16 protein-coding genes are annotated in these 13,738 nt (G+C 35.4%); 14 read left to right on the forward strand and 2 right to left on the reverse strand.

What is annotated here, in order from left to right; all coding sequences use genetic code 11:
* The first annotated feature begins 18 nt into the window (after positions 1-18).
* From B9P78_RS01560 to B9P78_RS01580, 5 genes are all read left to right on the forward strand, one after another.
* Positions 19-864 (forward strand): 3-hydroxybutyryl-CoA dehydrogenase, encoded by an 846-nt coding sequence (locus B9P78_RS01560; RefSeq protein WP_094517830.1) that lies wholly within the window; start codon positions 19-21, stop codon positions 862-864.
* Between the two features lie 17 nt (positions 865-881).
* Positions 882-1,667, forward strand: a complete 786-nt coding sequence (locus B9P78_RS01565; protein ID WP_094517831.1) for an enoyl-CoA hydratase-related protein — start codon at positions 882-884, stop codon at positions 1,665-1,667.
* A 27-nt stretch (positions 1,668-1,694) separates the two neighbouring features.
* Complete coding sequence (locus tag B9P78_RS01570; protein WP_094517832.1) at positions 1,695-2,993, forward strand: acetyl-CoA hydrolase/transferase family protein; 1,299 nt, start codon at positions 1,695-1,697, stop codon at positions 2,991-2,993.
* A 74-nt stretch (positions 2,994-3,067) separates the two neighbouring features.
* A complete protein-coding gene (locus B9P78_RS01575; RefSeq protein ID WP_094517833.1) occupies positions 3,068-3,967 on the forward strand; it encodes an MBL fold metallo-hydrolase in 900 nt (299 codons plus the stop codon).
* A gap of 868 nt (positions 3,968-4,835) precedes the next feature.
* Positions 4,836-5,711, forward strand: a complete 876-nt coding sequence (locus B9P78_RS01580; protein WP_094517834.1) for a CBS domain-containing protein — start codon at positions 4,836-4,838, stop codon at positions 5,709-5,711.
* Positions 5,712-5,793: 82 nt separating this feature from the next.
* Here the strand turns inward: B9P78_RS01580 and B9P78_RS01585 are convergent, their stop codons facing one another.
* Entirely contained in the window at positions 5,794-6,735 is a 942-nt protein-coding gene (locus B9P78_RS01585; protein ID WP_158520567.1) for a sugar-binding transcriptional regulator, read from the reverse strand.
* Between the two features lie 152 nt (positions 6,736-6,887).
* Here B9P78_RS01585 and B9P78_RS01590 point away from each other — a divergent pair, with 152 nt between their 5' ends.
* The 9 genes from B9P78_RS01590 to B9P78_RS01630 all read left to right on the forward strand — a co-directional run bounded on the left by B9P78_RS01590 (position 6,888) and on the right by B9P78_RS01630 (position 12,676).
* Positions 6,888-7,745, forward strand: coding sequence for a class II fructose-bisphosphate aldolase (locus B9P78_RS01590; RefSeq protein WP_199445717.1), 858 nt, complete (start codon positions 6,888-6,890; stop codon positions 7,743-7,745).
* A complete protein-coding gene (locus B9P78_RS01595) occupies positions 7,738-8,433 on the forward strand; it encodes a triose-phosphate isomerase (protein ID WP_094517836.1) in 696 nt (231 codons plus the stop codon). Before B9P78_RS01590 ends, B9P78_RS01595 begins: the two co-directional genes overlap by 8 nt.
* Positions 8,434-8,445: 12 nt before the next feature.
* Positions 8,446-8,967: a YjbQ family protein gene (locus B9P78_RS01600; RefSeq protein WP_094517837.1), complete on the forward strand. Its 522-nt coding sequence runs from the start codon at positions 8,446-8,448 to the stop codon at positions 8,965-8,967.
* 141 nt (positions 8,968-9,108) lie between these two features.
* The gene (locus B9P78_RS01605) at positions 9,109-9,429 is read left to right on the forward strand and encodes a CAT RNA binding domain-containing protein (protein ID WP_094517838.1); all 321 of its coding nucleotides are present in this window, start codon (positions 9,109-9,111) and stop codon (positions 9,427-9,429) included.
* A gap of 50 nt (positions 9,430-9,479) precedes the next feature.
* Positions 9,480-9,995 (forward strand): PRD domain-containing protein, encoded by a 516-nt coding sequence (locus B9P78_RS01610; protein WP_094517839.1) that lies wholly within the window; start codon positions 9,480-9,482, stop codon positions 9,993-9,995.
* Positions 9,996-10,009: 14 nt separating this feature from the next.
* A complete protein-coding gene (locus tag B9P78_RS01615) occupies positions 10,010-10,531 on the forward strand; it encodes a YjbQ family protein (protein WP_094517840.1) in 522 nt (173 codons plus the stop codon).
* Positions 10,532-10,552: 21 nt separating this feature from the next.
* Positions 10,553-11,020 carry a PTS sugar transporter subunit IIA gene (locus B9P78_RS01620; protein ID WP_094517841.1) on the forward strand — a complete coding sequence of 156 codons (468 nt, stop codon included), beginning with the start codon at positions 10,553-10,555 and terminating at the stop codon, positions 11,018-11,020.
* A gap of 18 nt (positions 11,021-11,038) precedes the next feature.
* Positions 11,039-12,373: a PTS galactitol transporter subunit IIC gene (locus B9P78_RS01625; RefSeq protein ID WP_094517842.1), complete on the forward strand. Its 1,335-nt coding sequence runs from the start codon at positions 11,039-11,041 to the stop codon at positions 12,371-12,373.
* Between the two features lie 18 nt (positions 12,374-12,391).
* Complete coding sequence (locus B9P78_RS01630) at positions 12,392-12,676, forward strand: PTS sugar transporter subunit IIB (protein ID WP_094517843.1); 285 nt, start codon at positions 12,392-12,394, stop codon at positions 12,674-12,676.
* Between the two features lie 50 nt (positions 12,677-12,726).
* Here the strand turns inward: B9P78_RS01630 and B9P78_RS01635 are convergent, their stop codons facing one another.
* Positions 12,727-13,611: a LysR family transcriptional regulator gene (locus B9P78_RS01635; RefSeq protein WP_094517844.1), complete on the reverse strand. Its 885-nt coding sequence runs from the start codon at positions 13,609-13,611 to the stop codon at positions 12,727-12,729.
* Positions 13,612-13,738: the final 127 nt, after the last annotated feature.

The raw sequence follows: 13,738 nt of genomic DNA on the forward strand, positions 1-13,738 counted from the left end.
AAAAGGAGCCATTACATTATGGAAAAAGTATTTGTAATTGGTGCAGGACAAATGGGCGACGGTATCGCCCAAGAATTTGCACAAGCTGGTTATACAGTTGTATTAAACGATATTAAACAAGAATTTGTAGATCGCGGTTTAGCAAACATCGAAAAAGGTCTTGTACGCCGTGTTGAAAAAGGGAAAATGACCCAAGAAGAAGTAGATGCTATTCTAGCTAAGATTACGACTTCTACTTCATATGACGATGCTAAAGATGTTGATTTAATCATTGAAGCAGCAACTGAAAATGAAAAAATCAAATTAGATATCTTCCGTCAATTAGATGAAATTGCTAAGGAAGATACCATCTTAGCGACAAACACTTCTTCATTATCTATCACTAAAATCGGTGCCGTAACAAAACGTCCTGATAAAGTGATTGGTTTACATTTCTTCAACCCAGTACCAGCAATGAAATTGATTGAATTAAATATTGGTATCAAGACTTCATTGACAACTGTAGAAGCAATGAAACAAGTAAGTGAATCATTAGGTAAAGAAGCAGTAGAAGTAAAAGATTCTCCAGGTTTCGTTGTAAACCGTGTGTTAATTCCGATGATTAACGAAGCAATCTTTATCTTAGATTCTGGCGTTGCATCTGCTGAAGAAATTGATACAGCAATGAAATTAGGTGCTAGTCATCCAATGGGACCATTGGCATTAGGTGACTTAATCGGTTTAGATACTGTACTAGCAATCATGAATACTTTATATGATGGCTACAAAGATCCTAAATACCGTCCAGCACCATTATTAGTGAAATATGTTGAAGCAGGTCAATTAGGCCGCAAAACTGGACAAGGCTTCTTCTCTTACGAGTAGGCCGTCAGGAGGAAATCATGACAGAATACAACACTTTGCAACTTGAAGTGGCGAACAAGATTGGGACGTTAACGATTAACCGTCCCAAATCTTTAAACGCCATAAACGCTGAAGTTTTATCGGAATTGGAAGCGATTACAAAAGAAATTGAAGCTAACCAAGACATTCAAGTATTAGTCATTACTGGTGCGGGTGAGAAAGCTTTTGTAGCCGGTGCTGATATCAAAGAAATGGCAGAAAAGAATGCTTTAGAAGGGCACACCTTCTCTGAATTAGGTAACCGTGCATTTGCGAAAATCGCTACATTACGTCAACCAGTTATTGCTGCAGTTAATGGTTATGCCTTGGGTGGAGGACTTGAGTTAGCTTTGTCTGCTGATATCCGTATTGCCTCTACGAATGCAAAAGTTGGTCAACCAGAAGTTGGTCTAGGGATTATTCCTGGATTTGGTGGGACACAACGTCTAAGCCGTTTAGTAGGACTTGGCAAAGCGAAGGAGCTTATTTTCACAGCGAACAATATTGACGCTGCTGAAGGGTTACGCATTGGTTTATTCAATCAAGTGGTTGAAGCAGATGCATTACTAGATACTGCCTATGCGATGGCTGAAAAGATTAACAAGAATGCACCGCTTGCAGTAGAAAGTGCTAAGGTAGCAATCGACAAAGGCTTTGATATGACTTTGGATCAAGGGTTAGCGTTTGAAGCACAAAGTTTCGGTCTGTTATTTGCAACGAAAGACCAAAAAGCTGGTATGCAAGCCTTCATTAATAAAGAAAAAGCGCAATTTACCAAAGAATAGATTGAATTTGAAGAAAGAGGACGAGATATGGCACAAACTGAATTTGAAAAATTATATCAAGAGAAATTAACAACGCCTGAAGAAGCAATCAAAGTGATTGAACCAGGTGAAGCAATCGTTTATCCATTGGGTGCAGGCGAACCTTCAGCATTACACGAAGCTTTAGAAAAACATGAAAACTTAGACGGTAACAGTTTATATACCATGTTAACAATGCACCGTGTGTTAGATTTACCAAAAGAAAAATTAACACAACTGTCATTCTTCTTATCAGGTCATGACCGTAAAGCTTTCAATAGTGGTAAAACTGAATTAATTCCTAACCACTTCTCAGAAATTCCAAACATCTTACATGCACGTGAACCAGAACCAGTTTTAGTGGCAACTGTTTCACCAATGGATGAAGAAGGAAACTTCTCATTAGGTGTTGGGAACTCATATTTTGGACCACAAATTAAATATGCGAAAAAAATCATCTTAGAAGTAAATGAAACAATGCCTTATACTTATGGTATCGAAAATACAATCCATATCAGCCAAGTAGATGCATTAGTAGAAAATAACGAACAAATTCCTGTATTACCTGAATCTGAAATCAATGAAAAAGACCAAAAAATTGGGGATTACATCTCTGAATTGATTGAAGATGGTGATATTATCCAAGTTGGTATTGGTGCAATGCCTAACGCTGTAATGAACAACCTAGTCAACAAGAAAAACTTAGGTTTACACAGTGAAATGTTTACTTCTAAAGCGCAATTGCTACATGAAAAAGGTGTATTAACAAACGAACATAAACAAAACTTTGTTGGTACGTCAATTTCAACATTTGCGTTAGGAACAAAAGAAATGTATGACTTCATGGACCACAATAAAGATATTTTGATGGTACCTTCAAGCATCTCAAATGGTCAAAAATACATTGCTGAAAATGAAAACTTCGTATCGATTAACTCTGGTATTGAAGTGGATCTTCTTGGTCAAGTTTCTTCAGAACGTGTCATGAATACTTACTACTCTTCAACAGGTGGTCAAGCTGACTTTACAAAAGGTGTTAACTTAACGAAGAATGGTCGCGGCTTTATAGCGCTATATTCAACTGCTGCTAAAGGTAAAGTATCAACAATTGTACCTAAATTATTCAGTGGTGCCCCTGCAACAACAAGTAAGAATGACATCAACATGGTTGTTACTGAATATGGTATTGCCAACTTGAAAAACAAAACAATTCGTGAACGTGTAGAAGCATTAATTGCGATTGCTCATCCTGATTTCCGTGATGAATTACGTCAACAAGCAATCGAAATGAACTACATTTCTGAATAAGATATAACAAGTACCGTCCTAGCGCTCCATGCTTCCACAAAAGGGCGGTATTTTGTTTAAGGAGGACATCGTTGATGTTAGATCAATACAAATTTCATGAAATGACCTTTACTTGGTTAAACGGAACCTTCTTAGCGACCGATGGTGGTAGGCTTTTTGGTCCTGTACCTCGTGCTGTTTGGGGTCGTTTCTATCCTTATAATGACAATAATCAAATACCCTCTGTTTCTGATCCCATTTTGATCCAATATCGGGGCAAGAATTATTTGATTGACGCAAGTATGGATGTGGATAAGTTAACGGATAAGGCCATTCGTAATATTGGCGTGCTTGAAGCAGCGACAATTGGTAACGACTTAGCGGAACTTGGTCTGACTTACGATGATATTGATGTCGTGATGATGACACACATGCACAATGACCATGCCAATGGGTTAACCTATTATGGGGAAAATGGCTTGGTTTCGCGTTTCCCAAATGCAACAATTTACATGAGTGAAGTCGAGTGGGATGAAGTGCGTCACCCCAACCGTCGAACACGAAATACCTATTTGAAGGAAAACTGGGAGCCTATTCAAGACCAGGTTGAGACCTTCAAAGAAGTGCTAGAAGTAGCACCAGGCATAACAATGGAACACACAGGTGGACACTCTAACGGCCATGCAATTATGCGTTTTGAACAAGCTGGGGAAACAGCCTTGCATATGGGTGATATTTTGATTTCATCTGTGCATACCAATCCTTTATGGGTTGGTGCTGTCGATGACTATCCAATGGACTCCATTGCTGCCAAAGAACGTTTGATGGCAGAGGCTTTACCGAATGGTTATAAATTCTTGTTTTATCATGACCCTTTCTACCGCATGATACAATATTCTGAAGATGCCAAAGAAATCGTTGGTGGATTAAAACGAAGCAAACCTTCTTTAATTCCATTGACTGAACAACAAGACAAATATCCTAAAGAGCAATAGGGTAGTCTTTATGCTAATGGCGTTGGCGATTAGCTTATATAAATTAGTAATATAAAAAAACGTTAATTGCGCGGGCAATCCTTCGACCGGTCGCCTATCAAAATAAATGTTAATTTTTGTTTTTTCTACAATCACAATCCTTTAAACATGATATTCTTCACTTTGCTGTGTGCGTTCAGGTATGCAGGGTGAGGGGTATCATGTTTTTTGCTCTTCGACTTTTAATGTAGATAGCTTAATTTAATCAAGAAACTTGAATTCATTTTATATGGATTTGAGTTTCTTTTTTATCTTATTTTAAATGTGATTTGATAAAAGAAAGATCATCTTGTTGTCCGGCTTATTTCGGATTGTATATATACACCGTTAAATAACCAAAAAATGGAAACCTCGGAAGGTTTTGGTTTCAAAAATGAGAAATTTTGCGCCACACAAGGGGCTGAGCTTTCGTTATTTTTAAAAAAGGAACGTTCAGAGGGGTTTGCTTTTCATTTTTTCTCATAAATATACTCAAAGGCAGTTCTGGTTTCCAGTTTTCATCTATTTTAAAACGGATATAAACAATCTCGCAAAAATATGCCAACCTAAGCGGTTAGCTGCGACAAAAGGGAATCTATTCATATATCTTTTTGTGTATTCAAACAATAAAGTGTGAATGATTTCTCATCCACACCAGAAGTCGGTGCCCCTTTTTTGTGTGAGCTAGTGGTTGGCGTGTTAGGAGGCTGGATTCATTTAGGTTGATGCACTGCGTTTATAAGACTAGATATTATCTTCACGAGGCTTGTGCTTTTCATAGGATGAAACTTGTAATTGTATATTTTATAATAGATAATTAATATAAGAATTGAGATGAGGAGTGGGTTTGATGGCAGAGGGAACGGCTAAGCAGTCAGCATTTATCGATGGCTACAATGAGTTGCATAAAGCGTTACAGGATTTGGCGGCGCCTTATTTTGAGGAGATTGCGCATAATAAGCGGCAGGATGATTTTATTGATGCGCGCAAGGCGAAGCGATTTTTGGAGAATAATTTTATTCCCTTTATGAATGCAGTCCATATGTTGAAGGATGATCATGAATTTTTGAAGCGTAATGTCAACAATTTGACGAAGATTAATGAGTTACGGAATGTAATAGTCCATGAATATAATAGTGATGAAGGGCTGTATGAGATTATTGAAATCGCGGAGCCAACGGATTTTGCGATGACTTTGCTAGCAGATGTGAAGGGGAAACTTTTACAACCTGTTTCTGTTAGCCAATATTTGACAGATCGTAACAAACAAGAGGTACATTTTCTACGAACACAGGATTCGGTGTATCAATTATTCCAAGCTGTGGATGAAAAACATTATACACAATTTCCGGTGTTTAATCAGAAGGATCAGTTTCAAGGAATTATTTCGGATAATGGTATTGCTACCTGGTTGAGCCATATGGCTTTGGTGGATAAGGCAGCTGGTAAAGTGACCATTAAGGATGCAATAATACAGGATATTTTAGATTTCGATGAAAAGAGCGGCTTATTTAAAGTTGTTGTGAAAGATACACTGCTCTATAATACTTTGCACTTATTTGAGGTTTCTGCTGAGTCTAAAGGAACGCCAACCGTCCTAGTCACAGATGGGCAGTCAACCGAAATGAGTGCGTTACATCCGGATAATTTAGTGGGTATCTTGACCACGCATGATTATGTGGATATGTATGCAGCAGCAATCGCCGAAGAGGCCGAAGACGTGTAGCATTTTTAAAAGTATGTTTTGAATTATAAAAACATTTAACCCCCACTAGAAAATATATCTAGAGGGGGTTTTATTGTGGAAATCAAACAGGCGATTCCAGTAATTTTTGAGCTAAGTCTTTATCTATAATTAAATGATTAATAATATTTAATTTCAGTAATGTTAAAATACTAGGAAATTTTTCAATTCCTGATGCCATGATCAGTTTTTCTTTGATTTTATGAATATCCTCTAAATTTATACCTACCATTCTTTCAGTTAAAGGTATTTTAACTACATTCCCATCGATATCAAAAAAACTCCCCAGAATATCTCCAATAGCGGGACTATTTTTTAGTTGTTTAATTTCTTCATCAGTAAAATAACCAAACAGTTTATAGGTAGAGGATTCTATGGGATTTCCTACGCCTAAAATAGCCAAATCTACATTTATACCTTTCTGATAAATTTCTTGATATAAAGAAGATGAAATAAACATATCACGCATTTTTATACTCTCTGCAAATACGGGTGCGTAAAAGTAACTTACCTGACAATTATATTTCTCACTTAATCGGAATGCTAAATGATTTGAATGTAGATCGGTATGGTGAATACCTACACCTCCAATCATAGGGATTATTTCAAGAGTAGGGTGGGAAAGAAAAGAGGCTTTATTTACATATTCGTTTACAGTTGTTCCCCAACCTAAGCCTATGTTATTCATATTATCTATTCTAGATTCAACAAATTTCGCACAAAGAATTCCTAATTCCTTTTTTATATTATTAGATGAAATATTTTTATCAGCAATCAATACTGTTTCAATACCATATTTTTTTTCTAATTCATTTTGAATAGAAAATACGTCAGAATTGGTATGATTTATTGTGATAGTAACGATACCTCTTTTTTTCGCTTCGGTAAGCATGTGAGAAATTGTTGGACGAGAAAGGAACATTTTTTTTGCTATTTCCGCCTGAGTTAAGTTCTCTTCATAATATAATGTGGCAACTTCAGCCAAAAGCTTATCTCTATCTAACATATGTAAAACTCCCATCATTATGGATAACTTAATTGACTTTTGATACTTATAAAAAAAAGCTCAAAATACTGTTGTAAACGCTTACTGTTATATTTATGATAATACCATAACATATGATATCGAGTTTAACAAATGTAAAAGGAGTGTTTATTTTGTTAGTAAATACGAAACAATTATTTGCAGAAGCACAGAGTCGTAATTTTGCGACACCTGCAACAAATTTTATTGATCTTGATTCGGCAAGAGCCTATGTTGAGGTAGCGGAAGAAAGGGGATTGCCCTTAATATTAGCTTTTGCACAATCACATAAAGATATTTTGTCGCTTGAGGAAGCATCTCTAATTGGAAAATATTTCGCGGAGAAATCTACAGTACCTATTGCTTTGCATCTTGATCATGGAGCAGATACAGAATATATTTTTAAGGCAATTGAATTAGGTTTCAAATCAGTAATGATAGATGCATCTGAAGAATCTTTTGAGGATAATATTATGATATCCAAAAAAGTTGTAGATTACGCTCATCAATTTGGCGTAACTGTAGAAGCCGAACTTGGTCACGTAGGGGCAAATGACAATTCAGAGTCTTCAGAGATTACCCACTCTATTTATACTGAGGTTAATGATGTTATTCAATTTGTTGAAGAAACCAAGGTAGATTCCTTAGCGGTATCTATAGGTACAGCTCATGGTGTTTATAAAGGAAAGCCGAAATTAAGTTTTGAAAGATTGGATGAAATTGCCAATATGACTGATATTCCCCTAGTGTTACATGGCGGCTCATCCACGGGTGATGAAAATTTAAATCGTTGTGCAATTAGTGGCATTGTAAAAATAAACATCTATTCAGATTTTATAAATGGTGCATTGCAAGAGATTCAAAATGAAAAACCATCAAATTATATTGAATTAAAAGAAATTGCAAATCAAAAAATGAAATCTATATTGAGTCATTATTATGATGTGTTTCAAACGCAAAGAGTAGAAATAAAGGGGGAGAACAATGAATAAATTAAATATTAAGCGTCCATTTTTCATGTTTAATCCAAAATCATATTTATATGGCAAGGAATTATTAGAATTAGCGATCGAAGCAGATAAGCAAGCTGAAAAATATCCTGAAATGTCTATATTCGTTACAGCTCCTTTTGCGGATATCGAAATGATATCAAAATCTACACATAACATTATTGTTACTTCGCAACACATGGATGGCATAATTCCCGGCCGAGGGATGGGCCATATTCTTCCCGAATCTTTATATAACGCTGGTGCACGTGCGACTTTTTTAAATCATGCCGAGCAACCATTAAAATTAAACGAAATAATTTCATCAATTCAACGAGCTAATGATTTAGGCATAATTACAGTTTTATGCGCAGATTCGATTGTAGAGGCAAAAGCGTTAGCAATGTTGAAACCGGACATTATATTATGTGAACCGACAGAATTAATAGGTACAGGTAAGACTAGTGATGCTAGTTATGTTGAAAAAACTAATAGTGCAATCAGAGAAGTTGATAAAAATATTTTAATTATGCAAGCAGCAGGGATAAGTACTCCAGAAGATGTGTATAACATAATTAAAATGAAAGCAGATGGGACAGGGTGCACTAGTGGTATTACAAATGCAGTAAATCCTAAAGAGATGTTAGTTAACATGATTGAAGCAGCTTATGAAGCCTTTAATAATGATTAGAAAGGAGATTCTATGAAGGTATTTAGAGAAAAAATTGAATTACAATCGAAAGGTATACTACCAACATATATTGATGTTACAGCCCAAGTTCGTAAAACGATAAAAGATAGTGGAATTAGAGAAGGTATAGTTACAGTTGTTAGCCCACATACCACTTGTGCTGTGTTTTATGAAGAATTTGCACACGATATAGATGAAACTGGGACTGAATCACTTCAAGTTGATTTAAATAATGTATTAGAAAAAATTATTCCTAAACATGTATCTAAAGATACATATATTTACCCGGGAGAAGAACATTATAGAGCAGTTGAGTCATGGCCAAATGCTGCAGAATATTTACCAAATGGAGATAGATCAGCCCTTTGGAATGGAGATGCTCACCTAAAAGCCACAATTATCGGATCTAGCGAAACCTTCGATGTTGAAGATGGGCAGTTAGGGGTAGGTACAACGGGTTATGTATATTTTGTAGATTTCGATGTAACAAGAGCTAGAACTAGAAAATGTTCAATTACAGTCATAGGAGAATAGAAGCGAAATAATTACCCTTTTAGAAAACGCTTGCAAAAAATAAAATATTGATTTACAATAAGAAAAAGAAGTAAATTAAAATATTTTGTGTAACTATTTAATTAGGCATAAATATAATTCCAGTCTTATGGAGTTCTATTTATGCCTTTTTTTAATGAAAGGGGTGTTATCTTGAAGATAATTCAATCTTTGAATCAGAATGCGCTTCTGGTTCGAGATGATAAAGAGAATGAGTTTATTGCATTAGGTAAAGGGATCGGATTTGGCAAGAAAAAAGGGGACTGCATTGATAATAAGTTGATTACTACTATCTATAGTATGAAATCAACTGTTCAGGAACAAAAAATATTAGAACAATTAAAGGATATTGATGAAACTATATTGATAATGGCTGATGAAATTTCAGAACTAGCAAAGAAGGATTTAAGTGAAGAATTAAATGAATCTTTTGTTTTTCATTAGCTAATCATTTACAGTACAGCTTTGAACGAGAATTCGATAATGATATTCCATTGCAACCTTTTCATTACGAAATTAAATATTTATATCCCAAGGAATATAAGTTAGCAAATAAAGCAGTTAATTATATTAATGAAAAATATGAAACAAAATTGCCAGAATCTGAAAAAGCTTTTATTACTTTACACTTTGTGAATGGTTTAAAAGATTCCACCAGCTTTCAAGAGACTATTAGATTGAGTCAAATACTTAGTGATATTGTAAAAATAGTGGAAGATGAAAGCCACCAGATATTAGATAAAAATACTGTAAATTATTCTAGATTTATTGTTCATCTTAGATATTTCTTATTCCGTCAATTACAACAAGACAATCCCAACAATAAAGAAGATGAAAATATATTGGAATTGTATGAATCGTCAGCCAGACTCTATTCTAGCCAACGGAAAATTGTACAAAAGATTAAACAATACCTTTTGGAAGTACACGAAATAAAATTTAATCATGCAGAATCATTTTACTTATTAATACATTTGATACGACTATTGGATGAAAATATAAATAATTAGGAGGGAAAGATGCTTTGATTATTAAACACGAAACTCTCTCATTAGAATCATCTGGAAAAAATGTGACATATCATGGAATAACAGATGAAGTCAAAAAAATGGTTATATCTAGTGGGTTAGTAAATGGGCAAGTCGTTATTTCATCCCCACATACTACTTGCTCAATAATTTTTGAAGAATATGTTCATGATGTTGATTGGAATGGATATGAGTATTTGCAGGTAGATTTAAATAGAATGCTAGATCGATTAATTCCAAGACAATTAACCGAATCTGACTACATTTATCCTGGTGAAGAACATGTTAAATTTATGGAAGAAATAAGCAAGATACACGGTGATTCGTATCCTAATGACAGGTCTAGTATTTTAAATGCTGATGCGCACATTCGAGCATCACTGTTTGGTTCAAGTGAAACATTTATAGTAAAAGATGGAGAATTACAGATTGGTTCCGTAGGTTACATTTACTTTGTTGATTGGGATCAGAATCGGAAAAGGAATAGATTATGCAATATTCTATTGATGGGTGAGTAAGATAAAATTTGGAGGTGGACAATGGTTGAATATGAAGTAATACATTTTAATGTAAGCGGTTTAAAAAGTGATTTAGATGTTTTGTCATTTTTATCTGATGATTTATTTGAAAAAGGTATTGTGAAAAAATCATTTAAAAAAGCAATTCAAGATAGAGAGAAGGAATTTGCAACTGGACTATTAGTTAATGGTATAGGATTTGCAATCCCACATACCGATATAGAACATGTAAATGAATCTCAAATAGCTATTCTAACGTTAAAAAATTCAGTGGAATTTTATCAAATGGGTGATAATACCACAAAGGTACCGGTGAGAATTGTATTTATGCTAGCTTTAAAAGAAGCAAAATCTCATCTAGAAATGTTACAAAAATTAGTGGAATTGATGCAAAATAATGAAAGTATTGACCAAATTTTATCTTTGGAAGACTCTGAAAAAAGTAAACAAGAGATGATTAAAATTCTAAAAACTAATAACGTTATTTAATAAAGGGAGGTAATTTTAATGGCAAATTTATTACAAGGGTTTGTTGATTTGGGTCCATCGATAGTTCTACCAATTTTAATTTTTATATTTGGGTTAATACTTGGTGCCAAACCTAGAAAAGCTTTTATTGCAGGTATTACAGTAGGGATTGGCTTTATTGGTTTAAATTTAGTAATCAATTTACTAGGCAGTAGCTTAGGACCAGCAGCTCAACAAATGGTCGATCGTTTTGGCTTAAGTTTAAAAACTATTGATGTAGGATGGCCAGCCGCTTCAGCAATCTCCTACGGAACTGTCTTGGGAAGTTTAGCAATTCCAGTAGGTATTGGTGTTAACATCCTGTTATTGGTTCTTGGGTTAACTAAAACATTGATGGTGGATATTTGGAATTTTTGGCATGCTGCATTTGTAGCCTCACTTGTACATGCTGTAACTCAAAATTTTGTACTAAGTTTGTTTGCAATGGTGACTTATTTGATGCTTATGTACTTGTTAGGAGATATTATTGCCCCTACAATTGAGAAATTCTATGGATATCCAAATATTACATTTCCACATGGTACATCAGCACCAGGTTTTCTAATAGCAATTCCATTGAATTGGTTATTCGATAGAATACCTGGCTTTAACAAATTAAAAGCTGATCCAGAAACAATTCAAGATAAATTTGGTGTTTTTGGTGAAACCACTGTAATGGGATTGCTAATTGGTATCGGTATGGGACTATTAGCGGGATATGATTTAGGTGCAACACTTGGTCTTGGGATGTCTTTAGCTGCAGTTATGATGTTATTACCACGCATGGTAGCCTTATTAATGGAAGGATTAACACCTATATCAGAAGCGGCAAATGAATTTGTTAAAAAACGTTTTCCAGGTCGTGAATTAAATATTGGTATGGATTCAGCATTATCTGTAGGTCACCCTGCGGTATTATCAAGTTCTTTACTCCTTGTTCCAATTACAATTGGCTTAGCGTTTCTATTACCCGGAAATACTACTATTCCGTTTGGCGATTTAGCAACTATTCCGTACGCTGTATGTCTAATGGCACCTGTATTCAGAGGTAACTTAATTCGTACAGTTGTAGCAGGTACATTATATATGGCTTCTATCTTATATATTACCTCTTGGGCGGCACCATTAGTTACAATTGCAGCACAAGCCTCTAATTTTGATTTAGGAGGTAATAGTTCAATTACAGCAATGGTAGAAGGTGGGTTGTGGCCTACACTTCTATACATTTTATCAGCACAATATATGCCTTGGGTAACGATTAGTATTATCTTTATCGCTTGCCTAGGTGGTTTGTACTATGTAAATAAAGTAAGAACAGTAAAAGTATCAGAATAAATTCAAGGAGTGGAAAGTATGAAAAAATTATTAGTTATGTGTGGGTCAGGTATTGCGACATCAACGATTGTTACTAACAAATTGAAAGATTGGTTAAAATCAAATGGTTTAGATAAAGAAGTAACTATCGTTCAATCTAAAGTTGCATCCGAAGTAAATAGAATTGATGACTATGATGCAGTAGTAACAACGACCGCAGTGCCCGATAAGATTAAGGATAAAGTTATTTCAGGATTACCAATCCTTACTGGTATGGGAACTGAAGAAATGTATAATGCTTTGAAAGCAGAATTAACAAAATAGAACTTAGTCATAATTCCCACCATAGTGATTCTAGGGTGGGAATTTTTATTTTATCCTTCTAATTGTTGCTGTAATACTTCTAGGAAGGCTTTAGCAGCAGGGGACAGGTGGTCATGACTTTTCCAAATCAGTTGTAAGGGTGCGGTAAGTTGGGGTGATAAGGGTACAAAGCGTAGTGGGCTATTTGCACCCGTCGTATTCACCAATTTATCAAGTGCTAAGGCGTAGCCAAGCCCTGCTTCTACTAGTAGAGAGGCATTGTAAATGAGATTGTAGCTGGCGACAATATTTAGCTTATCGAGCGACTCTCCGTACCAACCTGAAAATTCTTTGTTGGCAAATGCTTGTTTGGACACAATCAAGGGCAGATTCGTTAAATCTTTCGGATGTATACTTTTGTCTGTAGCCAAAGGACTGTCTGCCGGCACCAATAAGCCCCAAGTATCCACTTTTGGTAAGGTTAAAAAGTCATACGCCTGCTTGTGGACTGTCCCTATTATCAGGCCAAAATCTAGTAATCCCTGATCGAGTCGGTCCATGACATCGTCAGCGATGCCACTGTATAGATGATATCGAATATTAGGATGCTCACTGTTTAAGTGTTTGATGGCAGCTGTTACGAGGCGCATGGCGTCCGATTCACCACCACCAATATGAAGTTCGCCCACAATCTCCTCGTGATCACCATGAATGTCGCTGTCAATACGATCGACTAGGGCAATGATGTCCTGAGCGCGTTTCTTCAGCAACTTGCCGGCTTCGGTTAATTGAATTTGCCGATTACCGCGAATCAATAATTGGCTGTCTAATTCTGTCTCTAAATCTTTCATTTGTTTCGATAAGGCCGGTTGTGAAACGTGCAGAATTTTGGCTGCAGCTGTAATATTTTCTTCTCGGGCGATGGCTAGAAAATAGCGTAATACTCTAATGTCCACTTGAGTACCTCCTTTTTGCAGTGATTATACCATAACAAAATGTTATGTTTACCTATTATAAATAGGTATTTGTTATTTATGCGTTTACTACGTATAATCACTATAAAAATAGCGAAAGGATGAGCTG

Origin of the sequence: Aerococcus sp. 1KP-2016 (assembly GCF_002252085.1) — a bacterium.
Taxonomy (GTDB): Bacteria; Bacillota; Bacilli; order Lactobacillales; family Aerococcaceae; genus Aerococcus.

Excerpts from the sequence above, each read along its gene's own strand:
- B9P78_RS01605 (WP_094517838.1), top strand. The coding sequence starts at position 9,109 with ATGCCTTTTTTTAATGAAAGGGGTGTTATCTTGAAGATAATTCAATCT.
- B9P78_RS01575 (WP_094517833.1), top strand. The coding sequence starts at position 3,068 with ATGTTAGATCAATACAAATTTCATGAAATGACCTTTACTTGGTTAAAC.
- B9P78_RS01630 (WP_094517843.1), top strand. The coding sequence starts at position 12,392 with ATGAAAAAATTATTAGTTATGTGTGGGTCAGGTATTGCGACATCAACG.
- B9P78_RS01560 (WP_094517830.1), top strand. The coding sequence starts at position 19 with ATGGAAAAAGTATTTGTAATTGGTGCAGGACAAATGGGCGACGGTATC.
- B9P78_RS01570 (WP_094517832.1), top strand. The coding sequence starts at position 1,695 with ATGGCACAAACTGAATTTGAAAAATTATATCAAGAGAAATTAACAACG.
- B9P78_RS01585 (WP_158520567.1), bottom strand. The coding sequence starts at position 6,735 with ATGTTAGATAGAGATAAGCTTTTGGCTGAAGTTGCCACATTATATTAT.
- B9P78_RS01565 (WP_094517831.1), top strand. The coding sequence starts at position 882 with ATGACAGAATACAACACTTTGCAACTTGAAGTGGCGAACAAGATTGGG.
- B9P78_RS01595 (WP_094517836.1), top strand. The coding sequence starts at position 7,738 with ATGAATAAATTAAATATTAAGCGTCCATTTTTCATGTTTAATCCAAAA.
- B9P78_RS01600 (WP_094517837.1), top strand. The coding sequence starts at position 8,446 with ATGAAGGTATTTAGAGAAAAAATTGAATTACAATCGAAAGGTATACTA.
- B9P78_RS01625 (WP_094517842.1), top strand. The coding sequence starts at position 11,039 with ATGGCAAATTTATTACAAGGGTTTGTTGATTTGGGTCCATCGATAGTT.
- B9P78_RS01620 (WP_094517841.1), top strand. The coding sequence starts at position 10,553 with ATGGTTGAATATGAAGTAATACATTTTAATGTAAGCGGTTTAAAAAGT.
- B9P78_RS01580 (WP_094517834.1), top strand. The coding sequence starts at position 4,836 with ATGGCAGAGGGAACGGCTAAGCAGTCAGCATTTATCGATGGCTACAAT.